27 protein-coding genes and 5 pseudogenes are annotated in these 26,770 nt (G+C 57.0%); 9 read left to right on the forward strand and 23 right to left on the reverse strand.

Going from position 1 to position 26,770, the window contains the following annotated elements:
* Positions 1-45: 45 nt before the first annotated feature.
* The 7 genes and pseudogenes from HUW10_RS18130 to HUW10_RS00030 form a co-directional block, all read right to left on the reverse strand.
* Positions 46-159 (reverse strand): annotated as a pseudogene (locus HUW10_RS18130) (IS630 family transposase); the annotation flags it as partial.
* Positions 160-223: 64 nt separating this feature from the next.
* Positions 224-409, reverse strand: coding sequence for a peptidoglycan-binding protein (locus tag HUW10_RS00005; protein WP_174501778.1), 186 nt, complete (start codon positions 407-409; stop codon positions 224-226).
* A 29-nt stretch (positions 410-438) separates the two neighbouring features.
* Complete coding sequence (locus tag HUW10_RS00010) at positions 439-846, reverse strand: hypothetical protein (protein WP_174501779.1); 408 nt, start codon at positions 844-846, stop codon at positions 439-441.
* Positions 818-2,638 carry a hypothetical protein gene (locus HUW10_RS00015; protein WP_174501780.1) on the reverse strand — a complete coding sequence of 607 codons (1,821 nt, stop codon included), beginning with the start codon at positions 2,636-2,638 and terminating at the stop codon, positions 818-820. The genes HUW10_RS00010 and HUW10_RS00015 overlap by 29 nt, the downstream gene beginning before the upstream one ends.
* Complete coding sequence (locus tag HUW10_RS00020; RefSeq protein WP_174501781.1) at positions 2,635-3,339, reverse strand: hypothetical protein; 705 nt, start codon at positions 3,337-3,339, stop codon at positions 2,635-2,637. The genes HUW10_RS00015 and HUW10_RS00020 overlap by 4 nt, the downstream gene beginning before the upstream one ends.
* Positions 3,329-3,499: a hypothetical protein gene (locus HUW10_RS00025; protein ID WP_174501782.1), complete on the reverse strand. Its 171-nt coding sequence runs from the start codon at positions 3,497-3,499 to the stop codon at positions 3,329-3,331. The genes HUW10_RS00020 and HUW10_RS00025 overlap by 11 nt, the downstream gene beginning before the upstream one ends.
* Before the next feature lie 75 nt (positions 3,500-3,574).
* On the reverse strand, positions 3,575-4,201 hold the full coding sequence (locus HUW10_RS00030; RefSeq protein WP_174501783.1) for a hypothetical protein: 627 nt from the start codon (positions 4,199-4,201) through the stop codon (positions 3,575-3,577).
* 20 nt (positions 4,202-4,221) lie between these two features.
* Between HUW10_RS00030 and HUW10_RS00035 the strand changes: the two genes are divergently transcribed.
* The gene (locus HUW10_RS00035; RefSeq protein WP_174501784.1) at positions 4,222-4,656 is read left to right on the forward strand and encodes a hypothetical protein; all 435 of its coding nucleotides are present in this window, start codon (positions 4,222-4,224) and stop codon (positions 4,654-4,656) included.
* Between the two features lie 402 nt (positions 4,657-5,058).
* Here the strand turns inward: HUW10_RS00035 and HUW10_RS00040 are convergent, their stop codons facing one another.
* The 4 genes and pseudogenes from HUW10_RS00040 to HUW10_RS00055 form a co-directional block, all read right to left on the reverse strand.
* The gene (locus HUW10_RS00040) at positions 5,059-5,844 is read right to left on the reverse strand and encodes a hypothetical protein (RefSeq protein WP_174501785.1); all 786 of its coding nucleotides are present in this window, start codon (positions 5,842-5,844) and stop codon (positions 5,059-5,061) included.
* Between the two features lie 192 nt (positions 5,845-6,036).
* Entirely contained in the window at positions 6,037-7,323 is a 1,287-nt protein-coding gene (locus HUW10_RS00045; RefSeq protein WP_174501786.1) for a CsgG/HfaB family protein, read from the reverse strand.
* Positions 7,324-8,232: 909 nt separating this feature from the next.
* Positions 8,233-8,987: pseudogene (locus HUW10_RS00050) on the reverse strand (IS5 family transposase).
* A gap of 227 nt (positions 8,988-9,214) precedes the next feature.
* Positions 9,215-10,060, reverse strand: coding sequence for a winged helix-turn-helix domain-containing protein (locus tag HUW10_RS00055; RefSeq protein ID WP_174501788.1), 846 nt, complete (start codon positions 10,058-10,060; stop codon positions 9,215-9,217).
* A 328-nt stretch (positions 10,061-10,388) separates the two neighbouring features.
* On the opposite strand from HUW10_RS00055, the pseudogene HUW10_RS18135 reads away from it, so the two are divergent.
* Positions 10,389-10,544 (forward strand): annotated as a pseudogene (locus HUW10_RS18135) (IS701 family transposase); the annotation flags it as partial.
* A 54-nt stretch (positions 10,545-10,598) separates the two neighbouring features.
* On the opposite strand, the gene HUW10_RS00065 reads toward HUW10_RS18135, so the two are convergent.
* A complete protein-coding gene (locus tag HUW10_RS00065) occupies positions 10,599-11,807 on the reverse strand; it encodes an IS256 family transposase (protein ID WP_011930484.1) in 1,209 nt (402 codons plus the stop codon).
* Positions 11,808-11,895: 88 nt separating this feature from the next.
* Here HUW10_RS00065 and HUW10_RS00070 point away from each other — a divergent pair.
* Positions 11,896-12,360, forward strand: a pseudogene (locus HUW10_RS00070) (IS701 family transposase); the annotation flags it as partial.
* Positions 12,361-12,922: 562 nt separating this feature from the next.
* On the opposite strand, the gene HUW10_RS00075 reads toward HUW10_RS00070, so the two are convergent.
* Positions 12,923-13,795 carry a tetratricopeptide repeat protein gene (locus tag HUW10_RS00075; protein WP_174501790.1) on the reverse strand — a complete coding sequence of 291 codons (873 nt, stop codon included), beginning with the start codon at positions 13,793-13,795 and terminating at the stop codon, positions 12,923-12,925.
* Positions 13,796-13,907: 112 nt separating this feature from the next.
* On the opposite strand from HUW10_RS00075, the gene HUW10_RS00080 reads away from it, so the two are divergent.
* Positions 13,908-14,735, forward strand: a complete 828-nt coding sequence (locus tag HUW10_RS00080) for an IS5 family transposase (RefSeq protein ID WP_174501791.1) — start codon at positions 13,908-13,910, stop codon at positions 14,733-14,735.
* On the opposite strand, the gene HUW10_RS00085 is transcribed toward HUW10_RS00080, so the two are convergent.
* The 3 genes from HUW10_RS00085 to traA all read right to left on the reverse strand — a co-directional run bounded on the left by HUW10_RS00085 (position 14,707) and on the right by traA (position 18,946).
* The gene (locus HUW10_RS00085; RefSeq protein WP_174501792.1) at positions 14,707-15,156 is read right to left on the reverse strand and encodes a tetratricopeptide repeat protein; all 450 of its coding nucleotides are present in this window, start codon (positions 15,154-15,156) and stop codon (positions 14,707-14,709) included. The two genes, HUW10_RS00080 and HUW10_RS00085, sit on opposite strands and share 29 nt — an antisense overlap.
* A gap of 326 nt (positions 15,157-15,482) precedes the next feature.
* Positions 15,483-16,088 carry a hypothetical protein gene (locus HUW10_RS00090; RefSeq protein WP_174501793.1) on the reverse strand — a complete coding sequence of 202 codons (606 nt, stop codon included), beginning with the start codon at positions 16,086-16,088 and terminating at the stop codon, positions 15,483-15,485.
* Entirely contained in the window at positions 16,085-18,946 is a 2,862-nt protein-coding gene (traA, locus tag HUW10_RS00095; RefSeq protein ID WP_174501794.1) for a Ti-type conjugative transfer relaxase TraA, read from the reverse strand. Before traA ends, HUW10_RS00090 begins: the two co-directional genes overlap by 4 nt.
* 417 nt (positions 18,947-19,363) lie before the next feature.
* Between traA and HUW10_RS00100 the strand changes: the two genes are divergently transcribed.
* Positions 19,364-19,672, forward strand: a complete 309-nt coding sequence (locus tag HUW10_RS00100; protein ID WP_174501795.1) for a mobilization protein — start codon at positions 19,364-19,366, stop codon at positions 19,670-19,672.
* A gap of 73 nt (positions 19,673-19,745) precedes the next feature.
* On the opposite strand, the gene HUW10_RS00105 is transcribed toward HUW10_RS00100, so the two are convergent.
* The 5 genes from HUW10_RS00105 to HUW10_RS00125 form a co-directional block, all read right to left on the reverse strand.
* Complete coding sequence (locus tag HUW10_RS00105; protein ID WP_174501796.1) at positions 19,746-20,183, reverse strand: type II toxin-antitoxin system VapC family toxin; 438 nt, start codon at positions 20,181-20,183, stop codon at positions 19,746-19,748.
* On the reverse strand, positions 20,183-20,437 hold the full coding sequence (locus HUW10_RS00110) for a type II toxin-antitoxin system Phd/YefM family antitoxin (protein ID WP_174501797.1): 255 nt from the start codon (positions 20,435-20,437) through the stop codon (positions 20,183-20,185). Before HUW10_RS00110 ends, HUW10_RS00105 begins: the two co-directional genes overlap by 1 nt.
* Positions 20,438-21,096: 659 nt before the next feature.
* On the reverse strand, positions 21,097-22,275 hold the full coding sequence (locus HUW10_RS00115) for a replication initiator protein A (protein WP_174501798.1): 1,179 nt from the start codon (positions 22,273-22,275) through the stop codon (positions 21,097-21,099).
* 49 nt (positions 22,276-22,324) lie between these two features.
* Positions 22,325-22,579 carry a ribbon-helix-helix domain-containing protein gene (locus HUW10_RS00120; RefSeq protein ID WP_174501799.1) on the reverse strand — a complete coding sequence of 85 codons (255 nt, stop codon included), beginning with the start codon at positions 22,577-22,579 and terminating at the stop codon, positions 22,325-22,327.
* A gap of 14 nt (positions 22,580-22,593) precedes the next feature.
* On the reverse strand, positions 22,594-23,253 hold the full coding sequence (locus HUW10_RS00125; RefSeq protein WP_174501800.1) for an AAA family ATPase: 660 nt from the start codon (positions 23,251-23,253) through the stop codon (positions 22,594-22,596).
* A 230-nt stretch (positions 23,254-23,483) separates the two neighbouring features.
* Here HUW10_RS00125 and HUW10_RS00130 point away from each other — a divergent pair, with 230 nt between their 5' ends.
* On the forward strand, positions 23,484-23,747 hold the full coding sequence (locus tag HUW10_RS00130) for an AbrB/MazE/SpoVT family DNA-binding domain-containing protein (protein ID WP_174501801.1): 264 nt from the start codon (positions 23,484-23,486) through the stop codon (positions 23,745-23,747).
* The gene (locus HUW10_RS00135) at positions 23,747-24,073 is read left to right on the forward strand and encodes a type II toxin-antitoxin system PemK/MazF family toxin (RefSeq protein ID WP_174501802.1); all 327 of its coding nucleotides are present in this window, start codon (positions 23,747-23,749) and stop codon (positions 24,071-24,073) included. Before HUW10_RS00130 ends, HUW10_RS00135 begins: the two co-directional genes overlap by 1 nt.
* Positions 24,074-24,170: 97 nt before the next feature.
* Here HUW10_RS00135 and HUW10_RS00140 read toward each other — a convergent pair whose 3' ends face one another.
* Positions 24,171-24,668: a hypothetical protein gene (locus HUW10_RS00140; RefSeq protein WP_174501803.1), complete on the reverse strand. Its 498-nt coding sequence runs from the start codon at positions 24,666-24,668 to the stop codon at positions 24,171-24,173.
* A gap of 122 nt (positions 24,669-24,790) precedes the next feature.
* On the opposite strand from HUW10_RS00140, the gene HUW10_RS00145 reads away from it, so the two are divergent.
* Positions 24,791-25,450 (forward strand): recombinase family protein, encoded by a 660-nt coding sequence (locus tag HUW10_RS00145; protein WP_174501807.1) that lies wholly within the window; start codon positions 24,791-24,793, stop codon positions 25,448-25,450.
* Positions 25,389-25,775 (forward strand): annotated as a pseudogene (locus HUW10_RS18590) (DUF4158 domain-containing protein); the annotation flags it as partial. The gene HUW10_RS00145 and the pseudogene HUW10_RS18590, both read left to right, overlap by 62 nt.
* A 657-nt stretch (positions 25,776-26,432) precedes the next feature.
* Here the strand turns inward: HUW10_RS18590 and HUW10_RS18595 are convergent.
* A complete protein-coding gene (locus HUW10_RS18595) occupies positions 26,433-26,612 on the reverse strand; it encodes a helix-turn-helix domain-containing protein (protein ID WP_371808600.1) in 180 nt (59 codons plus the stop codon).
* Positions 26,613-26,770 lie beyond the last annotated feature (158 nt).

The following is a 26,770-nucleotide window of genomic DNA, read 5'->3' on the forward strand; positions in this document are numbered from 1 at the left end:
CCTCGGCTTCGCCCACCGCCAAATCACATAGTTCACAGACGACTAGATGGCGGCAAGAGCCAGCAGGCGCCGGACCTGAGCTGCCTCCTTGCTGTGCCGTGCCAGGCGGCGAAGGATGGCAGCGTCAAAATCAGCACGAAGAGGGACAGGGCGGGTCATGATGAACCTTCGAAGACCAGAAGCCTTGAATCACACCACGCCGCATGACCTTATTTATCTTGGTTTATTTTTTTATTCCAGGAATAATCAGCGCCTGAATGACTGTTTCTGCATCCGGCAACGAATTCACCAAAAGCTTTTCATGGGCCTGGAAAGATTTAATGGCCGCCTGCGTTTCTGTTCCGTAGTTTCCATCAGCCGGACCATTAAGAAATTTATGTTTCTTCAGAAATTCCTGAAGTTTTTTCATTGTATTTTCTGATATTTACCGATTTACCATCAAAAGACTGTCATGAGAGACGATGATTTGGTCAGCTTGATCGACGAAAACAATTTTAAGATTGAGTTTGTCACGCCTTCAACATTGTCTTTGCTGTTTTTTGAACAAACATTCAAGACAAGGTTGGTAACTGCAACGGGTGACTGTATCGCCATAATGTCAAAGGTATTGTGATCGACGCGGTTAAGAGCCGTGATGTATCCCATCAGCCAACTCGATAATTCCGCGCGCACAGCGGCGTGGCCATGCTGAATGGCCCCAACGGTCTCTGCGCATGACGTCGCTCCGATACCATTCACCGCGAAATTGCCCTTGGCGTCCGCTGCCTGGGCAGCGTGCGAAGCCAGCCAGCCGCAGGCAAGCGCGATCGTAGTGGCCTTAACGAGACGAGAAGAACGCCAATCCATCGATTAACTCCAAGACCTTACGAGTAAAAAAGAGGGGAAGCAAATGCTTCCCCTCCGAGAGAGCTCTGGGACAATTAGTGAGCAACAACCGTGTTGATCGCACTATTGCCTGTTGCGCGGCAATGATGCTGTTGTTGCCAACATTCACGGTGCTGCCGGTCGCACCAGGCGCGCCGGTGGTTGCGCCAAATGCGTTGTAGGAGGCGGTCGCGGTCACGTTACCCGTATTGGTCTGTGCATTCTGCAATGCATTGGTGGCATTGCCGCTGTTCAGCCCGGAAAGGGTCAGCGTGTTTTGTGCAGAGTTACCGAAGGCGTTCACGTTGACGGCATTACCCGTCACGGTCACGCTGGTGTTCTGGACTTGCGTCGTACGCCAGCAAACCCGTTCAGAGCCACGCTGAACTGGCTGGTAGGCGCAGTGGCACCGAAATGCAGCACTGGTTGCACTGACGGACCCGCTATTGGTCTGCGAGTTCAGCGCCACGTATTGCGCCGTCACAGGAGTTGTGCCCCCAGCCGAAGCGCCGGCTGCCTGTGTACCAAAGTTGGCCGTCGGCAGAGCGTTCAGAGCATTCACGGCGGAGTTGCCTGCGGCCTGCACATTCAGTGCATTGTTGGTCACCGCAATCGACGATCCGGACGCAGCAGCGGTAGTTGCAGAGCTGCCGGTCAGGCTGAACTGGACGTTCGAGGTGCCTGCCGCAGCAACCGAGTCGCTGTTCGTCTGGTTGTTGAGGATGGCTGCAGGTGCGTTCACCGTCGAGCCGCCCAGATTGAGCGTGTTCGATGCGGTATTGGCGATAGCGCTAGCCGTCGTCGTGTTGCCATTCAGGACGGCAGTGCTGCTCTGCAGACCGGAGCTACCGGCTGTGTCGTCGTTGTTGTAGACATTGCTATTGGCCTGGGCGGTCACACCATTGGTCGCACCGGACGATGTCTGCGTATTATTCAAGGCATACGCCGCATTCACAGTCTGGAGATTGGTCGTGATCGATGCCGCAGCAGTGGTGGCATTGTCGAGAGTCGTCGCGTTTGCCGTCAGCGTGTTGTTGGCGCTGTTGGCATTTGCCGTAGCAGTGGTCGTGTTGCCGTTCAGTGCCAGGCTGGAGTTGCTGCCAATGGCACCCGGCGCACTGATGGTCTGACCAACCGACGACGATGTCGTGCTGCTGGTGGCCACCGTACCCGCGGTTGCAGTCACGTCACCGGTTGCATTCTGGCTGGAGATCAATGCGCCCGAAGCCGCATAAGTACCCTGTGAATTCTGCGAGATCGTGCCATTCACCGTCAGCGCGGTCGTCGCGGTATTCGCCTGTGCCGTAGCGTTCAGCGCATTGTTGGACACGCTGAGAGTCGACCCGGAAATCGTCGGCAAGGTCGCGGAGCTGGTAATCTGTGCTCCACCGTATGCGCTGGCCGTTGTGGCCGAAGCATTGGTCTGCGCGTTCACCGCCGACAGGTCGGCCGTTGCGGTTTGAGAGGTCGAAGTAACGGTTGCGCTGCTCTGGGTTCCCGCAAGGGCGCCACCATTCACGGTATCCGCCGTCACCGCGACCGTGGTGTTGCCGACGTTACCCTGTGCGACCGCACCGTAGTTGTTGCCTGTCACCGACAGGGTGCTGTTGGTCAGATTGCCACCTGTCTGAATATTCGCAAATGGCGTCGTGTTCAGGGCCGGAACAGTAATGGTTCCCGCCGTCGCTACAGTCTTCGCCCCCGAAGAAATAGTAAACGTTGTTCCCGTCGGGAATGAGAACGTGGACGCAGACGTTCCTGAAGTCAGCGTCACGGTGCTGCCGAATAGTGACAGTACCGGTACCAGACGCCGAAATTAGAAGCCAATTGTGCCGGCGTAAGGCCAGTGCCTGTAGTGCTGAATGAGATAGTCTGACCAGCAGGAACAGAAAGCGTGTTACTTGTAGTTGAAATCGTGCTTCCCGTGTATGATCCAGTGAGACCCGTAGTAGACGTAACAGCAGGCGAACCGGCATTGCCGATGGTCGCCGACGTACCACCGCCACTGGTGATATTCTGGACATTCAGCCCACCAACAGAGCTGGTGAGAACCGCAACCGGTGTAGCGGCGGTGCCGACCACCAGATTGTTCGACGCGCTGTTGGTTGTCGCCGCGGCATTGAAGTTGTTGCCCTGCGCCTGCAGGGTCGCGTTCGAAACCGCACCCGAGCCACCGAGGCTGAGGTCCGCGCCAGTCTGCGACTGGGTTGCCGAGACGGTTGCAGAGGCCGTCTGCGTGTTGACCACGCTGAAGCCTGTGTTCACCGACGCCGTGGTTCCGTTATACGAAACAGGTGCAGTGGTCGGCGCCGCGGCGGTCTGACTTGCATCGACCAGGTTTGTGCCGGTGACCGTCAGATTATTGGCCGAGGCGATGTTGCCTGTGGCCTGGGCAAGCGAGGCGTTACCATTCACGCTCAGGGTCGATCCGCTGACCGTGCCCGCTCCTAAGGCGGTCGTGAGATCAAACACCATTGGTCGCGGCACCGGTGACGGTGCTGGTGACCGTACCGCTCAGCGACGAGGTATTGGCGACCGTCGCCACGGCAGGAAGGTTGCCGCCGGTGTTGCGCCAGCGGTCGGCTGCGCCAGATCGGTCACCGACACGTTTGCAACGTGCTGGTCTGGTTGCCATAGCCCGCTGCCACGAACTGATTATTCGTGTTGCTGACGGTCGAATTGCTGACATTGCCCGAACCAAGGCTGATGCTCAGCGGGGTCGTCGTCGATGCGCCGGCCGAGACATTCGCCGTTTCGGCCTGGCTATTGAACAATGCCAGCGCGGCATCAGCGCTATTGGTGCCAGACGCAAAGAGACGGCCGTCGCGGGGGCGGTCGCCGTATAGACGTTGAGACCGGTCGAGGTGGCATTCAGCGTGTTGGAGTTGGCGTTGCCATATGCCAGAGACCGCAGAACATTCCCGTTCGTCCCGCCAAGGGTGATCGAGGAGTTCTGGATTGCAGTATTCGCCGTGGTGTTGGCGGCAATTTCGACCGTCGGGTTTGACAGCGTCGACGTTGCGCCGCTCATGTCGGTCTGAACGCTCGCAAGGCCCGCGGATCCAGCCAGCTGGTCTGCATTCACGGTCAGTGCGTTCGCCGCATTATTGCTCTGTGCGATCGCCTGGGCCGTGTAGGTTCCAGCAGCGCCCGACAAGGATAGCGTATCGCCGCTCAGCGTCGTGCCATTGGCCGTCAGGGTAACCGCGTTGCTCTGATTGGTCGCCGTAACTGCAGAGCTGCTGGAATATTGGTTGTTGCCAACAGACAGACCGGCCGCCGAAGTCAGCGTGGTCCCATTATACGTGAGGCCGGCCAGGCGCGGCAGTGCCGCCATTGGGGTAAGCATTCACGTTGGTGCCACTGACTGTCAGAGCATTGCCTGCACCGCCGGTCGCGCCCGTGGCGTTATTGCCAATTGCCGTTGCGCTCGTTCCGTTGCCCGTGAGCGCCAGCGTCGAATTGCTCACCGTTGCCGTCGAGGATGCCGCCGATGTGCCGTTGGTGCCAGCGGTCAGCGAGATCGTGTTGCCGGAATTTTTCGAATTCACAGCCGATCCGGTCGCGGTCTGCAGGCTGTTGATACCCAGAAGGCCGTCGATCGTGGCGGCATTGGCACCAGAGCTCGGAACCGTAACGGTATTGGAAACGCTGTTGTTCGTTGCCGTCGCGTTGATGCTGTTGGAGGTTCCGCTGACCGTCGATCCGCTGACGTTCTGGCAACCGTCTCAATGGTATTGCTCGTCACCGAAGTCTGGCCGGCAACCGAGTTCACCTGGGACTGCAGGTTAGCGATACCGAAATCCGCCTGCAGCGTGTTTGTCGGTCCAGTTGCCGCAACGGAGGCGTTGACCTGCGTGGTCGTTGCCCCAGCCAGGTTCATGGTACCGGCGAGTTCAGCAACGTTTGTCGCGGTGTTTCCGGTTGCGCTTCCCGTAATGGCATTGCCGGACTGAGTCAGGCTCCCATTGGACAGCGTGATCGGATTGTTGGTTTGTAGCGCCAGACGCAACCGTCGCACTGATAGTATTGCTCGACGCATCACTCAAGGGAGTGACTGTTGCCGGCGCCGCGGTCTGGCTGTTGGTCTGCAGATTGCTGACCAATGCGCTGCCGTCTAGGCTCGGGGCGGAGCCCGACGCAACGGACAGGGTGCTCGTGGCTGTATTGCCCACATACGCGGCCGACACCGTATTATTGGTCTGCGCCACGGTAAGGGACGGAGTCTGCGCAGTTGTTCCTGCAGATGAGTTTACTGCGAGGTTGACCAGTGTTGCCGGTCGTCGAGGCCGCGCTTGTCGTGGCAATCGAATTATTGGCCTGCGCATTGCTCAGTACAATATTCGCAGATGCATCGAGGGCATTGGTCGCCGGGGTGCCGAGATTTAGAGTAGAGCTACCCGCCGCACCCTGTCCAACATATGTCACGGGAACGGCGCCGCTTACCGTGGTATTGCTGGCGTTTCCTGTGGCCGACGAGGAGATCGCGTTTGCGCTCTGCGTGAGGCTGGAGCCGCTTACGACATCGGTAGAAACGTTTTGCAGCGTATTGCTGGAGGCCGTTGCATTTACGGCGACATAATTGGTCCCCGTCCCCGGAGGAGCTTGCGTGGTCGCGTTATTGGCCTCCTGGACCAGGACCGACAACCCATTCCCCGTCGTCCCCGCAGTCGTGCCGCCGATCGCTGCCAAATCAACTGTATTGGTCAGCGTGTTGCCGGTGGCAACGGCACTAATCGTGTTGGCGGTGGTGGTTGAGGAATTAGAAACAGTACCGGTGCCACCTGTCCCCGTAAAGGTCTGCCCTGCGGTCAGGTTGGTTGCGTTTGCCGTAATTGCCAGGTTCGACGTTGCGGCTGAAGACGGCGTATTTTGCGCCTGGAAATAGTTAGCAACATAGCCAGTTGCCGACCCCTGACCTGCGACGACACCACTCGTCGTCACTGTAGGGGCAACGGTGGTCGTAGCAGTCTGCGCCATGACCGGACCACCATACACCACACCGAGCAATATAACACTCGCCGCAGTCGATCCGAGAAGACTTCTTCTCAGCCTTGCATTTTTCAAAGCTCGCTCCCGTTCCAAAATAAGCCTGTTTTAGGAAACATAATACTTACTGATTCTTAATAGAATTTATAATAAACTTAGAGTTTTAATTAGCTTTATTTTGTATTATTTAATAGTAACTAATGCGACCTTTTGCGAACCCGATCCATCCTGATAAATGGCACTATCAGTATCGGATGGCGCCCATTGGACAGTGATCACCGGGGCAGTCATACCGTGGGTCGAAAGCCCGTCCTGCAGCGAGGCAATCCTCGCTTTGATCAGATCAGAACGCATAGAGGGCGACCAATTCTCATTTGCCGGCGCAGTCAGCTCGACAGTAACAGGGGCTTTTGCCGCCATCTGGGCGATCCGGGTCAGCAAGCCACCATCCCCGGCGGGGATCGCCGCCGAACCGAAATCGAAGCTCAGCTTCATGGGCGCACCGGCACTACCTGGAAGTGGCTTGGCAATCGGTTGCTGTACGCCCGGTGGGACAGGTGGCTGGATGAGCTTCACATGATTGGGCGTCTTGCGAAGCTGGCTGGCAGTCTTCTCCGAGATTGCATCACGGACTTTCTTCAGACAGGGAAGCGGGCTCAGATGTTCGGCCGCCGCCACCAGATCAAGCGTACCTTGTTCCAAGGTGGTTCGAACACCCAGCTCCAAAGGCTCTTGATTTTTTGCGCCAATATTGACATCCCACAGATCGCTGCCGAAGAACCTGAATATCCCGGCGCTCACCTGATAGCCGACAATCTGCTTCTCCAGGCTGATGGTTTTGACGATCTGCGTTGTCTGGGTATCAACCAGATCAAGATCGATCGCGACATTCTCGGTAAAGGTGGTGGCCGAAGGACCGGACAGGTTCTGCATAACCTGCACCCCGCCGCTTTGGATGTTGTAATTCAGCTCGGTAATGCCACCGATGATATAATACTGGGACCGGAGGATCGTTCCACCATAGTACGGCATCCATGGCACAGCGTGCGGGCCCGGCTGCAATATGTGCAGGCGGCCATCCCCCAGCTGGCGCTGGTTGGTATAGCCAAGCTCCATCTGGGTGATGTGCGGATCAACCCGTTCGACCTGCATGATAGCGTTGCCGAGATGACCCAAGGCCGTTTCAACCATGAGCGAGCCACCCTGCGTGATGGCATTGCCTTCGTTGATGTTGTATCGACCTGTATAATCTTTGACGTCACCAACAGCGAAGGTCAGGCGCGGTTTGTTGTCACGGACGATTTCGTCAGCAAGACAGGCGAAAGCAGGATCGACCGGGGTCAGATTGTATCTGACCTTTGGCCCCAGCACGATCGGTGCTTCACCAGGCTCAACGCGCTGCATGCCAATTGACGCGCAACCGGCCAGCACCTGACTGGCGAGCACCAGCAACGCCGTGCTGCGCAGCATGTAGCTGCGCGGTGAACGCCGGATGGCTGGGCGAGGTTGAGGCATCAGATCCATGACCCGACGCTGCAGAGGGACAAGACGATGAGGAATTATCTGGGACATGGCTAATTCAGCGACCCAGTTCCAACAGAACATGCATTACTATTACTGACTGACGCACTCTGCGTCCCCCCATTGGTTTGGGTATTGTTGAGTGCTTGAGAATACGTGCCGCTGATCGACGTGCTCGTCGAGCCGTTCAGGACCGTCCCCACAGCACCGCTATTCGTTTGACCCGTCGTGGTGAGCGGCGTTCCGGCGGTTGATGCCGACAGCGATGACTGAGTGGAACTTGAATTGCCTATCGCACTCGGTGTGGCCCCGACAGTACTCGGGGAGCCGGCGGTCGCGGCGGTCGTACCCGAGTTTCCATAAGTGGTTGGGGCAACGTTACAGTTGGTTTGCTTTGCTATGTTTGTTGTACTGTAGGAATTATAGAGAGGGGAATGATACATTCCTGCCTGTTTTTGCAAAATTATGCTTTCCACCGCGCCCAGATTGGCGAGATCGGCAGGCGTTGGGAGTTGATATGGCGAATCGGTACCAAACCCATTCGCATACGCAGAACCGGTAAGTCCCACGATGACAGCAAACATTACAGCGAGTTGACGCCGCTTTTTTTTCAACATCACTGATGCCCTAATATCCTCCAAATTCCATAGACGAATCACGGACAGATTGCATGATTTATTATTCTATATTTTGCGTTATTCTATGTCAGAAAAATTTCTCGTTAAATTAAGCGACAATTTTATATATTTTATCAATATAAAAATTTGGCGCGATTTATATTACATTTAGATAAAAGTGAGTTCTATCCATCCAGCTACCATCAGCCCCCCCTGCTCAGAAACCCGCTAGGCTCTGGACTCAACTGATCCAAGATGTGACGGCGAGGACGAGGCATATCCCTGCGAGGAAATTTCGTGCGGTTTTGTCGTAGCGTGTGGCGATGGCGCGCCAGTCCTTGAGCCTGCAGAAGGCGCGTTCGATGAGATTGCGCTTTCTGTAGGCGACGGGGTCGAAGGGCGGAATGGCGCGGCGGTTGGGCATGGGCGAGATCACGGGCCTGGTGCCTTGGCGGGTGAGGAAGATGCGCAGGTCATCGGCGTCGTAGGCTTTGTCGGCGATCAGCTCTTCTGGTGGCGGTATTGTGGGCAGAAGCGCCCTCGCGCCGCTGATATCGGAGGCTTGTCCCGGCGTCAGGAGGAGTGCGGCGATGCGTCCCTGCTCATCTGCGACGGCGTGGATCTTGGTCGTCCGTCCACCCCTCGACCGGCCGATGGCCTGGCTTTGCGCCCCCCTTTACCGCCCGCGGCCGCGCGATGTGCCCGAACCGAGGTGCTGTCCACCATGGCGATGCGCGGCGGATCCGCGCAGGCGACAAGCGCCGCGAAGATCTCCTGCCAGAGGCCACGCTGGCTCCAGCGGTTGAACCGGTTGAACACAGTGGTTCGTGGCCCATAGGCCTCAGGAAGCGCTCGCCATCGCAAGCCCTCGCGAAAGCGATGCAGGATGCCGCTCAGCACCCGGCGGTCATCAACCCGAGGCTTGCCGCCAAGCTTCGGCAGCAATGGTTCGATCGCAGCCCATTGAGTGTCGTTCAGCCAGAAAAGTTCCGCCATGTTCCAAGTCCTCCGAACAGACTTGAGTCAGACGTCCCGTAGTCATGGCAATAGGTACATAGCCTAGAGCATCATCCGATCAGATGGAATCATCTGATCGGATAAAGATGCTCTAATTATCAATATGATAGAGCACTACATCCGATCCGAAATGATCGGAAAGTGCTCTAGGCGGGCAACAAGAAAGTAGCCGCCGACTTTCCTCTTCAGTCTTTGGAAGACCGCGTTCACTCTCCTATTTCATTGGGATCTAGTTTTTTATTGTAGATATGTTCATCAATTGCATTACCTAAATCTTTAACAAACTCATCTCTGTCTCCAACAAATATATATCCTATAGAATTAAAACTTCTGATCGGATAATTTAAAATTTTAAACATTTTTAATTTTCTTCTGATCCGAGATATTATGTTATCAACGCTGCGGTCGACGTTTTTACTAACGCGACCACGAACCATAAGGGCTAAACTTCCTCGCGGAATCACAATTCCAGCATTTTCAACTAAAATTGATAACGTTTTATATTCATAAGGCGTAAATGCGACAAAAAATTTTGTACTATTATTAAATACGTCGACATACTTTATTTGTTTATTATTTTCCAAACCTTGCTTATCATTTAAATTTTGACCAACATCATTCCTAACATACATATCTATGCTTTGTTTTAGAAAAGTCATAAATATATTGTTTTTTATCTTCTGACTATCATTGATCGAATACCAATATTCATCTGCACCAAATTTGAATACGGTCAGAGCAAGAACCTCATCATAATTTTCAGACAGAACAACAATTGGCGAGTTTGTTTTGTTTCTAATTTCAATAATTTTTTTGGTTAGACTTATACTATAATTTTTCATGCAAAATAGAAATATGTCTGAAGCATTATTTTTTGATATTTTATTCATTTTTTGAGTATCGCCTTCGAAGATGATGTCGATATCAAAATCATGAATTTCATTCAATACATTATCTATATGATTATCTTCTGACATAAATACTGTAACAGTTTTTTTTATCTTACGGTTATACTTTTTTACGTCATTAATCGACTGTGCGTCATATACCATTGAATCATCCATAAGCTTTGTTTGGATTTGAAACTAATTACCTATAATCTAATAGTTTACTTTTCTTTTTTTTCCAAAATTCAAATTGTTATTGAAACAATAAAATTAATGTCATGAAATTTGTTATTTATGTCTATAAATTCAAAATATCTTTTTATATTGATCGATACATGAACATCAGCCAAACTATCTGATAAATCGTCTAAATTTTGATATTTATGACTCTTCAGATATATATGATAATTTTGCATTCCTGCTATGCGATTGTATTTTTGTTGGGCATTCCAATAAAACGGATTGTTCCAACAGAAACAGATAGATAGAGGACAGAAGCCGGCTGAGTGCACGCGGCCTTTGCTGGGCTGTCGGCATCCACCGGCACCAGAATGTCTATCCGGCGGATGTGCAGCTGATCTTCCCGGTCGCAGGCCGCGGTCGCCCACGGGTGCGTCATGTGCCCGACGTCAAATCCATGGCGGCACAAGGATAGCGTCCGTCAATGTGGTGGAAATTCTGGTGTAGCTGAAGCGGCCAATGGTCACGCGGCGACGGTGGAAATTCGTGGTGTATCGGCATCGATGGCGGGTGCCATGAGTTCGACCATTCCCTCGATCTGCATATAGCGGTTCTGTGTCTGCCATTCGTCGTTGGCCTCGAGCAGCACGGCTCCGATCAGGCGGATGATCGAACCTTCATTGGGAAAGATGCCGACGACATCGGCGCGGCGCTTGACCTCCTTGTTCAGGCGTTCGAGCGGATTCGTCGAGTGAATTTTGGTTCGGTGCTGGGCGGGAAAGTCCATGTGCGCCAGCACGTCGGTTTCACTGTCGTCGATGAACGCGCCAAGTTTTGGCCATTTGCCCCGGAGCTGGTCGGCCACATGGCGCAGGGTCTGGCTGGCACTGACGCGATCCGGCTGGATAAACGCCTGACGCAACGCTGCAGACACCATGCTCTGCTGCCCCTTCGGCACATAGGACAAGGCGTTGCGCATCCAGTGAACGCGGCATCTTTGCCAGGATGCCCCCATCACCCGGCGGATCGCCGCCTTCAATCCTTCATGAGCATCGGAGATCACCAGTTTCACCTCACGCAACCCACGGCGGACCAAGCTCTTGAGAAAGGTCGACCAGAAGGTCTCCGCCTCGGACGGGCCGATGTGCAGGCCGACGATCTCGCGCCGACCGTCGGTGTTCACCGCCACTGCGATTATCGCTGCAACTGAGACGATCCGCCCACCTTCGCGCTGCTTGAGATAGGTCGCATCCAACCACAGATACGGCCACTCGCCGGCGAGTGGCCGGTCGAGGAAGGCGTTCACCCTCTCATCGATGTCCTTGCACAGTTTCGAGACCGTGCTCTTGCTGATCCCCGTCAGCCCCATGGCCTGCACCAGCTCGTCTACCCGCCGGGTCGAGACGCCGCCAATCCAGGCTTCCTGGATGACCGCGGCCAGCGCCTTCTCCGAGGTCCGGCGAGCTTCCAGGAACGGCGGGAAGTAGCTCCCCTGCCGCAGCTTCGGGATCCGAAGCTGCAAGCTGCCAAGCCGCGTGTCCAATGCGCGTTCCCGGTAGCCGTTGCGATAGGTCGCGCGCTCGCCGCTGCGCTCGTAGCGGCTGGCGCCGATCAGCCCATCCACATCCGTCTCCATCAGCAGTTGAACCACCGCCTCCGCGACGCTGCGCAGAAAATCGCCGTCCCCGGCTTTGGCCAGTAGCTCAGCCAGTGGTAATCTATCTTCGGTCATCGGGTTCTCCAGGCTTCAGGATGAAGTCTCGCAACTCCACCATAGCCGACTGATCCGATGGCCACCTCAAACTACACCGTTACAGGGCCCAAAAGTCCACCACGACCCCGGACACTACCCGGCACAAGCGATGCTCGAAGGCACGAAGTGGCGGCAGCTCGGTTGGCGCAAGGGAACAAAGGGGTGTCTGACAACCCGCTTTGCCGCCATGAGGGTACGCATTGCTGATGGCGCGCCCCAGCGAATCGGTTCTGCCGGTGCCCAGCACATGCCGGGAGAGGAAGCCTGGCTGGTGGGTGAGTATCGCTCGAATGGCGAACGAAAATACTATCTCTCGAACCTGCCTGCCGACACCCCGATCAGAGCTCTGGCTGGCGCCATCAAGGCGCGCTGGATCTGCGAGCAGGCCCATCAGCAACTCAAAGAGGAACTCGGCTTGGACCACTTCGAGGGCCGATCCTGGACTGGCCTCCACCGCCATGCCCTGATGACGATGATGGCCTACGCCTTCTTGCAATCCCGAAGGCTCGCTCAGGCGGGACGGAAAAAAAGAGTCCCTGGTCCGCCTCCCCAACCCACCCTGCCAGCAGTGCGCCAAGCCATCCTTGACCGTCTTTCTCGCTCACCGCCGCGGCATCGACCTCATTGCGGATGTAGCCTCATCGGACATAACAACAAACTTCCGCCAAAGTTGTGCTAGCCTCTGTACTTATTGCCGGATACCTTCAGCGACCTACCACAAGTTTTACATTCAGGCGGTGGACGATGCGGATTCCGGAGAATTCACCCATTGGTCGCCCAGACCAGCATTCGGGTACACGGCTTCCTCGGGAGACGCCCCCATCGGAATTCCTGGATAACCCAATTGCATCGGACAACAAGAAGGATGGCAGGATCACCATCATGTCCATCACGAAATGGACCAATGAGAACGGCGTCGGGTGGCACTATAACGAACCCGGCGTTCTGCTGCGGCAGAACGTCTAGAGCGTGAACTTCAGCGACAGCCTTCTCGATGAGTTCCTCAACGAGAAGGCACCGCGGCAGCGCGGCAGCGCGGCAGCGCGGCAGCGCGGCAGCGCGGCACAAGGCAATCGCAAACTTTCCCTGTGGCGCTATAACCTAGTACTATTAGATCCAATAAATCTTGTGATCAATAAAAACTGACAATATGTGGTAATTTTTGCTTCAAAATTAAATAATTTATTTTTTATTTGCCTCAATTTTTTAACATGGGTCAATTTTGATTTCTTATAAATCCTATGGTTCTCAAGCTTGTGATTTTTATGGTATAAAATTTTATTTAAATTATATGGTTTTTTTGTTTTTTTATGCTTATAAACTATTTTGTGTGATTCAATTTTATGGCTGTGAGCTGGAGCCTTCACTGCGAGGGAAGTCAAAACTCTATTTGAATGCAACAGGCCATAAGGCAGTGGCGAAATCGATTTTTGCGGCTGCTTCTCCGGGTTTGTACCAAGCATCATCCAGTAAGCGGATTTTTGCAGGTTCCGCTTAACGCCTTCACCCATCAAATAGGCATGACCAAGACTAATCTGCGCTGCCTGGTTACCTTGAATGGCCGCCTTTTCCCACCAATTCACAGCCATGAAGACGTTGCGCGGAACTCCAGCCCCACGGCTATAGGCATTAGCAAGAGCATTTTGAGCGTCTGAGTTGCCCTGCTTAGCTGATTGCATCCACCAGAAAACGGATTTTACCGCATCCTCAGGTACAGCAATGCCTTTTTGATAAAAATTTCCCATATTCAGCTCAGCGACGGGATCACCTTTAGATGCCGCTTCGAAGAAATATTGTTCTGAACGGGAATAATTTTTCTTAACACCAAGACCTTCATTATAACGCAATGCAATATTTGTTTGAGCAGTTATGTTTCCTGCATCTGCCGCTTTCTGATACCAATAACTTGCCTTTTGCTGGTCTTGGGTGACCCCTTCCCCATTGGCATAAGCTTCCGCTATCGCCAATTCTGCTGCAACATTTCCATTATTTGCGGCCTTAGAGCCTGACCGCAAAAGATAGTTGAGCGATTTCAGTAGGTTGTGATTCTGTCGGTTTGCAACAACAGACGGATTCGCAATGGCTTGGACTGAAACCGCTCGGCAACGATATTGCCGGGCTGGATTGCGCTACGCAAGCGACCTCACCGACGCCGAATGGGCCTTGATCGAACCATTCATGCCCTTGCCGCCGCATCGAGGCCGGCCCCGGACGGTGGTGCTGCGAAGGATTGTGGAGGCCATCTTCTACATGCTGTCGACCGGTTGCCAGTGGCGGCAGATCCCGAAGGAATTCGCGCCGTTCACCACTGTTCAGGGCTATTTCTACCGCTTCTGTCGCGACGGCACGTTCGATCGTATCAATCACGTCCTGGTCATGCAGGCGCGGGAGATAGCCGGACGCGAGGCGTCGCCCACAGCCGGCGTGATCGACAGCCAGTCGGTCAAGACCACCGAAGCCGGCGGGCCGCGCGGGTTCGATGCCGGAAAGAAGATCAAGGGCCGCAAGCGCCACATCGTCACCGATACAGTTGGCCACCTCGTCGGCGCCGTCGTTCATCATGCCGGCATTCAGGATCGGGATGGGGCGCCCGACGTGCTCAAATCGGTCAAATCCCTGTATCCCTGGTTGCGGCACGTGTTCGCCGACGGCGGCTATGCCGGTCCCAAACTCAATGGACGCCTCGCCAAAATCGGCAAATGGACCATACAGATCGTCAAGCGCTCCGACGCCACCAGCGGGTTCGAACTCCTGCCGCGACGATGGGTCGTGGAGAGAACCTTCGCCTGGCTCGGCAGATGCCGACGTCTTGCAAAGGATTTCGAGGCCACCGTTACCAGCGCCACCGCATGGCTCTTCCTTGCCCATATCCGCCTGCTCACACGGAAAATCGCACGCAACCGATAGCCGCACTACCATTCAGATTCGGGCTCTTAAGAAACCAATAAAAAGCTTTTGAATTATTTTTTTGTACACCTAATCCAGCAGAATACATAACAGCTAAATGATATTGTGAAACTATATCGCCACGTGATGCAGCCAGGCTGTACCATATGGCTGCCGTTGAATAGTCTTGAGGCACGCCAGAGCCATTATAATATGCGTCTCCAAGCGCGCTGGCTGCCGATACATTAGAAGAATTGATTGATACTGGATTTGATTTATCCAGTGGCATCGAAATTTTGCTTTGAACCACTGAAGAAATTGGCCTCAGCTGTTTCACATGAGGCTGAATTTTGGGCAACCCTGATTGTGAGGCACAACTTACCAGAGCAAGACCCGACAAGGGGACAAGCCCTAAAACAACTTTCTTGAGAAGAAATGCCAATTTCGTCTGCCTTTTTGAAGATAATTAAAATATTAAAACTTGCTTTTCCAATTCTATTCTAAATTAATTTTTATAGTTTGCAATATCATGAAAGCACCATCAAGTGCATGATTTATTTATATTCAAAACATTATTTATTTATAATTTTTTTTATTATATATTTTATTTTATCCATATTTTTTAATAAATTATTATTTTATATTTCAAATAATATTATCTTGATATTTTTGAATACAATAATTTTTATTTTACTATATTGATTTTGAGGTTGGAGCCTCCAGCACACCCGGGGCGGTGCATGGCCCTACCCCTCCCTGCAAACGCCCCTAATACCCCTTGAGGACGCGGTAATCGCGGCTATTCCCGTATGTCCCGGCGCTTTGGTTGATAGCGACACAGGGGCGATTGCCCGGTTCGCAATAGGTGATCTTGTCGAGCATTCCCGCCTTTACCCAGGCTTTGTGATTGGCCTGCAACACGGTGATTTCGCCCCGCAGCTGACTGACCGTGGTGCGATCCCACCAGACAACGGCCGTACTGCTCAGCCAGCCGAACAGCATCAACCCGACGGTCAGGGCCACGATCCACCCCAGTAACCGCCAGCTCGCCCAGGCCACGATCCGGCGCAACGCCTCCTCGGCAACCGCCATGCCGCCCGCCAGCCCGGCGACATCCTCCAGCAATGGCTTGGCCGCCTCCCGGACCGTCGCCACACCTTCCTTGCCCACCTGCTCGAGCGCCGTCGTCACCGCGGCACTGACCGCCTCACGCACCCGCTCTTCAAGGCTCGAGGCTTCCTCCGCCAGCTTCTGCCGCTCCTGCGCCAGCGCCGCCCGCTCCTCGGCAAGGCCGTTCAGCGCCCGCTGCACCGCCGCCTGCTGCTGCTCGACGATCTCCATCAGCCCGTAGAGCCGTTCTTCCGCACCACTCACATCGACATCCCACGACCCCGCGACACGGATCTTTCCTGCTGTTTCCGGACGGCCGCCCGCTCGGCTTCACGCGCCAGATGACCGCGCATCCGCTCCTCCGCACCCGCCATCAGCCGCTCAATGGCCTGCCCGGCGTCTGGCGACGCCAGCACCTGCGCCAGCGCCGATCCCTCCTTCAACCCGAAGTCATGGCCACGTGCCCGCAGCCGCTGCGCTGCTTCGGAATGACGATCCAGTGTCCGGGCAAACCCCAGCAACGCCACCCGCGCCTGCCCGGCCAGAGTGGGATCAGTTTCCAGCCCCGGCAGCGCCTTGTTGTAGGTCTCCGATAGCCGCGTCCACTCCCGCACCAGGCCGTGTGCTTCCTTGTTGCGCGCCGCCTCGGCTGCCTGGTGTTGCCGATGTGCCTCGAACCGTGCCCGGAACCCGGCACGCCCCGCCTCGATCTCGCGCGCCGCCACCACCTCCCGCGGCCGCACCTCGACTCCACGCCGCTGGGCATAGGCAGCCTGGTCGTAATCCAGCGTGGTTTCCTTGGCCTGGGATCGGGACAGCCACGACGACAGGGCGGCCACAGTGCTGAATTCCTCCCGATCGGCGTAGAGCGTCACCCCGTCCCGGTGCCGCGTCATCGCCACGTAGGTCAGATGTCGGTCCATCGTGCCCGAGGCCAGCACATAGGCCCGGTCCACCGTCGCCCCCTGCGCCTTGTGAATGGTGGTGGCATACCCGTGATCCACGGCAGCATAATCCGCCATCGAGACCGACACGGCCCGACCTCGCCCAGGCCCGGAGGGAGAATCCAGCCGCACCAGAAGGCGGTCGTCCTCGGCCAGCTCCACCGTGCCCAGCATCCCGTTCTTCACGCCCAACTCACGGTTGTTCTCGCGGAACAGCAGCCGATCCCCCGGCGCAAATGCCCGCTCCCCCTCGGTCGTGCGATAAACACGCTCGTCCGCCAGCTCGCCCCGCTCTCGCCGAACCACCCGGATCGCCTCGTTGAGCTCCCGCACGTCCGCGTTGCGGTGCGCCAGAACCAGGCGAGAGCCATCCGGCCGCACATCCATATCGGCCAGCACATCCCGCACGATCGCCGTCCGCGCATCCGCCGCGGTTGCCTCGAACCGGACAGCATCGCGCTCGGCATAGGCGCGCAAACCCTCCTCTGTCTGGTGCCGCCCGAACGCCACCGAAGCCGCCCGCTGCCAGCCCTCGCGCTGGCGGCGGATTTCCGCCAGGTCAACAAAACCGATCCGTTCAGCCACCGCACGGAACGCCGCCCCCGGCCCGATCGGCTGCAGCTGCTCGGGATCCCCCACCAGCACGATCTTGGCTCCTGCCCGGTCGGCCTCGGTGATGAACCGTGAAAGCTGCTTCGAGCCGACCATGCCGGCCTCATCGATCACCAGCACATCGCGCGGCCCGAGCCGGTCGAACCCTCGTTCCCAGCCCCGCTCCCATGAGGCCAGCGTGCGCGAGGCAATGCCAGCCGACTCCTCCAGCCCTTCGGCCGCCTTCCCCGCCAGCGCCGCCCCATGAACGTGGTAGCCTTGCGCAACCCACGCCTCCCGAGCCGCCGCCAGCATCGTGCTCTTCCCCGCCCCGGCCAACCCCACCACCGCAGAGATGCGCTCCGGCCGGCATACATGCTCGATGGCGGCCCGCTGTTCTTCGGCCAGGAACGGCCGCGCACTGACTGCCGCATCCACACGCCGGGCGGCAACGCCAAAACCGCGCACCGGCAGACCGCCCCGACCCTCCGCCATGCGATCGGCACTGACCGCCATATCGCGCTCGATACCGACCATCTCCCGCGTCGAGTAGCGCGCCTGCTCGATCACCCGCCCGCGCTTATCACGTTGCTCAGCCCGCAATTCCACCAGAGCAGGCGACGCCATCACTGTTGCAAACGCCGCCTGGAACGCATCGGCATCGCCGATATAGCGGTGCAGCGCGCGCGCCACATCGTGACGATCGAATACGCTCTTCTCGCCCGTGATGAGCGTCAGCACCTGATCCGGCCGCTCCCGGATCAGCGCGGCGTTGCGCTTCGCGGCCTCCTCATCGATCCGAACCCGCGATACGGCCTTGCCACGCCGCTCCATTTGCGTGGCATGCACGCCCATATGCTGCGTCGGTTCGATCTCCAGCCCCCGCTCCTGATGCGAACGGTGATCGATCCGCACATCCAGCCCCGCACGCGCCAGATGCTCGTTCGTCCGCTGCTCCCAGCCAATCCGGAGATCCCGAAGCTGCTCATGCGAGGTCGGCAGGCCAAGCGCCTGCAACTTCTTGTTCTCAAGCTCGAGTTCGGATTTCTCGCCCAGGGAACCGGCCGGCATGGCCCCGATCCAGCGCCCCGCCTCGTCACGCCCGGTCATCACCCGTCGCGTGGTCAGCAGGATATGGGCATGGTGGTTGCGGACATCGGTATGACCGTGGGGCACATGGATCGCAAAATCCACCGCAACCCCGTACTGCCGGGCCAGAGCCTGAGCAAAATCCCGCGTCAGTGACAGCCGCTGCTCCGCCGACAGCTCGTGCGGGAGCGCAACCTCGATTTCGCGAGCGACCCGCGCATCCTTGCGTCTCTCCGCCAATTCCGCAGCATTCCACAACGCTGATCGGTCACGCGCCCATTCAGGACCGGCGTCATGCACAACGGCACCATTCGCTGCTACGGTGTCATTGGGGAGAATAATCTCTGCGTGCTCAACACCATGGCGCCGGCTAAAGTCATGCACCATCCCATCGCGCACATTCTCAAGACGATCGGCCGCGCGGTACGCAGAAGCCGCCACTGCACTACGACCAGAGCCGCGAGCTACAGGCTTCATGCTCATATGGTAGATCGCCATTCTGCACCAACCCTACCCCGCACTGAGTTGCGCAGCAACTCGTAAGTGCGGAGTTAAAGCTTCACTTCGTTTCGCTTTTCGTGATGCCTAGCATCATATTGGCGGGATATTTTATGCCAAACACTTTGATGGCTTCTACACTTTTATGCTCGATATGGATGGCCCGTTCAGACCCATAATGGAAGTTTCAGCAAGAACCGGCGATATTCCGATCGATGCAATCGATTTGTCCACGTTGCCAGGCGCAGACGATCTGCCAGAATGATGACAGTTGCTGGTGCACCAAACTGCCGACCGTTACGCCGCTGCCAACGGATGACGTAGCGCATTGCCTATGCCCGAATTGCCTACGGGAGATGCAGGACAAGGCACGCCAGAACGCCACTGCCGCCGATCACGACAGAACCGAGGAAACCCATGGCTCGCAAACCCATTGAACAGCAGATTGCCCAGCTTGAAGCTCGTGCCAAGACTCTCAAGGCACGGTTGGCAAAGCAGGATCGTGCCAGAGACACTCGCCGTAAAATCCTCATCGGCGCACTGGTGCTTGACCGTCTCGAACACAACGCCGATGCCGAATTCTCCGAACGCCTTGCCAACTGGCTCCGACGCGAGCTTCCAGGCTTCCTCACCCGTGAAGACGACAAGGCTCTCTTCGCCGATCTGCTGAACGGCAAAGCCGGCGCACCGGCAACAATTCCAGAACCCCGGAAGGCCGAGGCGTAATATCACTCAGTGGAGATCTCTTCTTGCTTCCGCCAATTCGTCACCCTCATCCGGGGGGATGTCGGTTTGGATTTCAGTGTTCCTGCCCATGGGAAGCCTCCCATGGATTGAGGAGGGTTACGCCGGTTGTGTGAAAGTCCGCGACGTTGCGGGTGACGATGGTCATGCCATGGGCCAACGCAGTTGCGGCAATGAGCGCATCCCGTTCGGCGTGAGGATCAGGGACATGCAAGGTCGCGCAGCGCCGGGCGACGGCTGTATCCACTGGGAAAATGCGCCCTTCGAACTCGGGCAACACCTGCTTTTCCAGCCAGGCGCGCAGCAAATGCCCTTGATCGGGGTCTTTCCGCTCGATTTGCAGGATACCGATCTCGATTTCGAGGATAGTGATGGCCGAGATGTAGAGGGTTTTGGCGTCTACGCTGTCGGCCCAGATGGCCACCTGTGGGTGCGCCTTACCCAGGCGCACCTTGCGGAGTTCGGAGACGACATTGGTATCGAGGATGAACATCAGGAGAAATCGACTGGGCGCAGGCCAATGCTGACGCGAGGTGGATCAAATTCGATATCGGCAAGGCCCGGCATGGCCAGAGCATCGGCAATGCTGCGGCGTTTGCCTGTGATGCGGCGATATTCCTCGATGCTGAGCAGGACGTGTGCGGGTTTGCCGCGGTCAGTGATGAAGACCGGACCTTCTGAAGCGGCTTTCTTGGCCCGGCTGGTGTCCTGATTGAACTCCCTGCTGGATATGGTGGTGATGGCCATGTGCGGCACTCCTGCTGTCGGCGTCAATCGGCAATAGTATAAACGTTAATACAAAAATCTTTCTTTTGTCAATGCCATTTTGCTTTTCTGGCTGCGGTGAGGGGTCAAGGAGCCGCCCGGAGGCCGCAGCGGAGCGCAGCCTGCAGGGCGAGCACCGAACGGGCGAGGACGGCAGGCGGAGCCGGTTCTTGACGCCTTGGAGCGGCCTGTAGCCTATCGGGTGGGGTGCAGGACAAGGGCAAAGCCCGCTGGGCGGCAACCCCTGCCCTTCGGCGAGAACGGGGTGCAGGGGCAGCGGCCTATGGAGCGAGCCGGCGGGGGCGTAGCCCCCAAGAGCCGGCGAAGACCTTTTGAAGTCCGTTCTGTGGTGGGTAATGGGCGGTAGTTATCCACATCCCGAGGCGTTTTAAGGGTTTTATATATTAGTTTTAAGGGTTTTAGGCTAAAAAAAAGGTGATTTTATTTTTTAAATCAATGCGTTACGAAAGCGTTCGGTCCTTAAAAGACGGGCTTTGGTCCTTAATGGACGGAGCTTCAGTCCTTAATAGACGGCCTCAGGTCCTTAAAAGACGGCGTATCCACAGGTCTGCGGCACCTACGGCGCATGCAGCCTATGTATGCACCCGACTCGGCTACCAGCTCAGCCCGAAGCCCGTCTTTTAAGGACCTGCTGTATCGGTGGAGGGCGTTGGGAAACTGCCTCGGAACCGCATAACAAGAATCGGGCCATCTTGGCCTGGTTCCTCCGCAAGATCGTATTCGGGCAGTTCGTTGGCCTTGATGAGTTCGCGTATGCCCGCACTGGATTTCTTGAAAGCATCTGGGCTCCCGCTGCGTTCATGGATCAATCGGAAGGACCACCGGGCCTCACCCTTACCGGCAGCCACACGGGCCAGGCGATAGACAAAGCGGCCGAGACCAGGCGTCATCAGGAAGTAGTTCGGGTGCATCGTCAGCACTTCGGGATGTTCAGCCTCGACGACAGCGGCATAGAGCCATTTCGGCAGCTCTATTTCCACGGACGTGACGCGGCCCGAATCCTCATGCGACACGGCCTTGTAATCGTTGATGAGGCCAGCACCTTCGGTCACCCGGAGCGGGCGTCCATCCTTACCCCGCTGCCGACGCACAATCTCCACGGTGGTTTGCTTGAGCCGCCGTAAGGCGGCTTCCACCGCTTCGTATTGCCGCCCTCCATCTGACTGGCGGCAGAATTTTAGGATTTCCGAGACGTGTGGCCGGAACGAACGGCCTGGCTTTTCGCCCAGACCAGCACGATAGCGGTTCATGGCTTCCGTGAGGTGAGAAACACCCATCAGCACGATGTCGTAATCCCATATGGAAGCCATACCATCAGGTCCGCTGGCCACACGCACATGACCGCCATCCGGCAGGTTATGTGTCATCACCGAGTTGGCGCGCGGGTACTTTTTCGATAGCCGGAACACGGCCACGTCCATGATGCCGCGATTGTCCTTGGCAGCCACGTCCCACACGCCCGGTACAAAAAAATCGGCCTGCGCATCGTCAGGCGGGGGAGTTCGCAACAGCGGTTTGGCCCGTGCCGCAGTGGCTCTCGCTCTCGCTTCCTGGCGTTCTTCCTCAGGAACTTCCTTGATGGACTGACCACCCATCAAGGAGTCTATGTAGGGCAGCAGCATTTTGGACACTTCGCCTAGGACATACCAACGCTTGCGCTCCTTATCCCATCGTGCGCCATGCCGCTTGGCCCAATCCTTGTCGCCGTAGCCAATGGTCAGGTAGGTCCGGGGACGTGGCGTCGCGCGTTTGCCAACGCCGCCTTTTATCAGTCTCGTGCCTTTACCCTTTTCTACCATACATCCTCCAACTTGGCCGACTATATGAATATTCTTTTAATATTCTTTTTCATTTGAAAACATCTCCTTCTATGGCGCGATAAATGGCCATGTTGATGATGCCTGCCCTGCCCTGTCCGGTGCGCTTGGCGAGCTCATCCACGCGGCGCAGCAAATCGGGGGTGATGGTAAGGCTGATCTGCCGTTTGTTCCCTTTCGCCACGCCCTTGTTGTAGGCGCCGGCGTCCGGTGCACCGGATACAAAAGCATCTACGGCCGCCGCTTGCGCGGCTGGCGTCGTCTTGGGCTTACGTTGGATTACCATGCTATAGGCTCCTTTTAGGAGTGCGTATGGATATTAAAAAGATATGAAATCAATGATTCTAGTTCGGCGCAGGCTTTGGGATCGCGCGGGGCCAGTTCAGCCACGGCCAGGCCAGCACCGCCGGCATTACTGAAAGCCTTGCGGCGCCGGATCGGCACCGGCAGGTAGGCGAACTGCGGAATCTCTGCGACGGCTGCCGCTGCCTCGGCGTTGTCGGCCGAGTGCTCGCCAGGATCGGCCTGGTTCATCACGGCAAAACATCGCAAGCCGTCGCGAACGCTGTTCGCTTCGTCAACCAGTGAGGCCATGTCATCCAGTGCCCACACGTCGTAGGAGCGAGGAGCAAAGGGCACCAGAAGCACATCGGACAGAATCAGTGCCGCACGCAAGGCCGTCGAGTCACGGCCGCCGGCATCAATGATGATGTCCTGCCATTTATCGCGCTGCTGCTGCACCTGGCCGCGCAACTCCTTGCCGTCTGCATACTGCGCGCACGCGATGCCCGGCTTTCTGCCGGCTTCGGAGCGGGCGGCAATGGCCGCTGCCGCCGTTCCCTGGCGGTCGCCGTCGATCAGCCACACGTCACGCCCAGCCATCGCGCGGGAGATGGCGAGCTGCACGGCCAACGTGGTTTTGCCGACGCCTCCTTTGGTATTGCCTACGGTTAAAATCATATGGGCTACCTTTGGCTGTTATATAAATTATATAATAGTACTATTTGGATATTAAAACAATACTAATCGTAAGGGTAGGAAATACCTGCCCACAATCTCCCCCAACCGGCCTGGGGATGGATGGAAGCCCCCCCGGGACGCCCTATGGGTTTGTGGACAGCCAAGCAGAATTTGGCTTGCAAGGGCGGTCGCCAATATTATATTTCAGTATAATAAAAAAGGAGATTCCTATGCACACCACAAACCTGCGCAAGGTCGGCGGCTCCATCATGTTGGCCGTGCCGCCCGCGCTGCTCGATGTGCTGCACCTGGCACCCGGCGCCAAGGTCGGCCTGACCGTCGATAACGGCCGCCTGGTGGTCGAGCCGAAGGCCAAGCCGCGCTACACGATGGCCGAGCTGCTCGCGGAAGCCGAAGCAGCCGGCGTCTATCCGCTGCCGCCGGAAGAACGCGAATGGATCGACGCCGCGGCAGTCGGAAAAGAACTGATTTGATGAATCGCGGCGATATCTACCTGGTCGATCTTGAGCCGACGGCAGGACACGAGCAGCGCGGCAATCGGCCGGTGCTGGTCGTGTCCCCGGATGCCTTCAACCGCCTGACACAATGCCCGGTCATCCTGCCGATAACCAACGGCGGCGATTTCGCCAGGCGCGTCGGTTTCGCGGTTCCAATCAGCGGCATCAAAACAACAGGCGTCGTGCGGTGCGATCAGCCACGCGCACTCGATCTGAACGCCCGCAATGCTCGCAAGGTGGACACGCTGCCGGCGGCGATCCTGGATGACGTACTAGCCACGGTCGCCACGCTGTTCGAGTAGGGCAGGGGAGCGCGATCGCGCTGGTGCCAGGCGGCGTGAACCCGCTGGGGCTCAGATCCCCGGCGGGCGACACGATCGGGAGTTGCAGAAAGCCGCGTCAGTATCCGGCGGCGACGATCCAGCGATTACTGGTCACACCCTTGAAGAGGTGGCTTACCTTGCCGTCCCGCACACTGACCAAAGCGGCTTCATGACGGTTTTCCACGGTAACCAGTGCGTCCTTGCCGTGATCGAGGACAGCCAGGCCGCTGAGCTGGTTCAATCCCTTCGCCGGGCGAACGGCAACCTCGCCGAGATATTTCGCCGTCTGCGCTGAGAATTTCAGGATGTGCCCGGAAAACCAAGCGGCATAAACGGTGTTGCCATCGGGAGAGGTGGCAAGCCGCATGAAGCCCGCCGTGGCTTGCGGAATGGCCGCGGAGGAGAAATGGGTATCGATCTCGGGCGTTCTGATCTGGCCTGAAGTAACGAAACGCCCTGCGCTATAGCATAAGCGGACAAAGTGGGAACGTTGACTGGTTGGGATCGAAATTTTCTGCGGGTTTGAGCGGAGAGCGCGGTTCTGAGGCCGGAACCGTGCGATGACGAAAAACATATGTTTTCCGTCGGTGGTCAGAGACCTGCCGAAAAATCCCGAATTTCGTGCCGAATCATGTACGGAAAACATAGTCGGAATGATATGATATACGGAAACCGTCTCGAATGGGATTTCCGTACATGCTGATCGGCTACATGCGCGTCTCGACCGACAATGACCGACAGGTGCTCGACCTGCAGCGCGACGCCCTGCTCGGAGCCGGGGTCGATGAGCGGCATCTGTTCGAGGATCGCGCCGGGGGCAGCCGGCGCGATCGGCCGGGGCTCGCTGCGGCACTGGCCTATCTGAAATCGGGCGATTGCCTTGTGGTCTGGAAGCTGGACCGGCTTGGCCGGTCGCTGCCGCATCTGCTGGAGACGGTGAACAGCCTCAGGGCGCGTGGCGTCGGCTTCCGGTCGCTGACCGAGCAGATGGACACCACGACGCCGCAGGGGGAATTCCTGTTTCATGTCTTTGGCGCTCTGGCGCAGTTCGAGCGTTCGCTGATCCAGGAACGTGTGCAGGCAGGTCTGGCGGCTGCCCGTCGGCGGGGCAGGCGTGGCGGCCGACCGGTGGTGATCGATGCCGAGAAGCTGGCGGCGGTGATCGCGGCGTTGGACGCTGGTGCCACGAAAGCGTCGGTCTGCCGCACTTTCGGCATTCCGCGGAGTACGCTGGTCGACTCTCTGGCACGGATCGGCTGGTCTCCTGTCCTCAACAGGCAGGAGGGAGGGACCAGTGGGCTATCGACGGATATTGACGGGGGAACAGATCGCACAGTTGTTCGACCCGCCGACTGATCGGCCCGGCATAATTCGTTACTACACGCTGTCTGCTGCGGATCTTGCAATGATCCGGCGCGGACGGGGCGATCATCACCGTCTCGGTCTGGCTCTCATGCGCTGTTGCCTGCGGTATCCCGGCCGGCCGCTGCATGCCGGCGAGATACCCGATCCTGCTCTGGTCTCGTTCGTCGCTGCACAGATCGACGTCTTGCCGGATTCCCTTGGTGCTTATCCGAGGGTGGATCAAAACCGACGCCGGCATTCGGCGGCTTTGCAGGATCGCCTTGGCTTGCGGCCATGGGGGCCGCGCGTGGCGGCGGACCTTGCCGACTGGCTGCTGGGGTGTGAACCGCGCCGGGATTCCCGGCGCGGTTCACACCCCAGGCTCCGTCCCCGTAGCCCAGCCCTTCAACCAGCCAGCCACGGAAATGCTCGAAAGCGACCGTCGCTTCCAGAACCTCCAGCGGGTCTCCCGTCTTGCTCAGACGCTCAAGAGGCTCCGAAAGCCCGAATAGCGACCACGCCTCCAATTCACGACCGTCTCAGTGAATCACGAATTCAACAACTTTCACAGGGTTAGAGCACGTTCCGATCAGATGGAGTCATCTGATCGGATAAAGATGCTGGTTTTATCAAAAAGATAGAGAACGAATCCGATCCGGACGGATCGGTAGACGCTCTAATGCAAGTGTCCAGCTTGAATCAGATTTCAACCGCTTCCGGTACCCCAGCGATTCAGATGGTTCAGCTACCGCTCTAGCTGTCCGCCCGCCGTGCGACGGTCACTGTCATCTGGTGCGGTCATGCCATACTGGCTGATGAACACGAGATCGGTCTTTGCAGATGCCGCAAGTTCGAATCCAGGGGTTGAAGCTTCACTGGTGATTTTGTGGCCAGGTGAGGCTGGGAAAGCCAGAATACGCTCACCGCATTGATCGATACGCAGCTCACCAGCCGCATCCGAAGTGATGCCAGCAGATCTTTTCGGCCGGGTCGATCAATCCATCTGCATGGTCAGCGACCGGGAGAACGATACTGGTTGACTACGGCGTCGGGCCGGATGCTCTGCGTTGCGCAGCCCGTCCGGCCCTGCGGCATTGAACCGGAGGACCCACGCCCTCACGATCTGCGGCGTAACATGGCCCAACCGCGCTGCCTCCGCAGCGTGTGCCACCATCGTAGATGGTCACCTGTGAAAAATCGAACTTTGCTGATCTAGTCATGACTTTTTAGCGGCGGGCAATATTGGGATTTGCAAGGTGTGGGAGACCTGAGTGGAAAAACCTTGCAAAAACCGTTGGAGCGTTGCGCGGTGGTCGCGATCGTGATTCTCTC

Origin of the sequence: Acidiphilium sp. C61 (assembly GCF_905116885.1) — a bacterium.
GTDB lineage: Bacteria > Pseudomonadota > Alphaproteobacteria > Acetobacterales > Acetobacteraceae > Acidiphilium.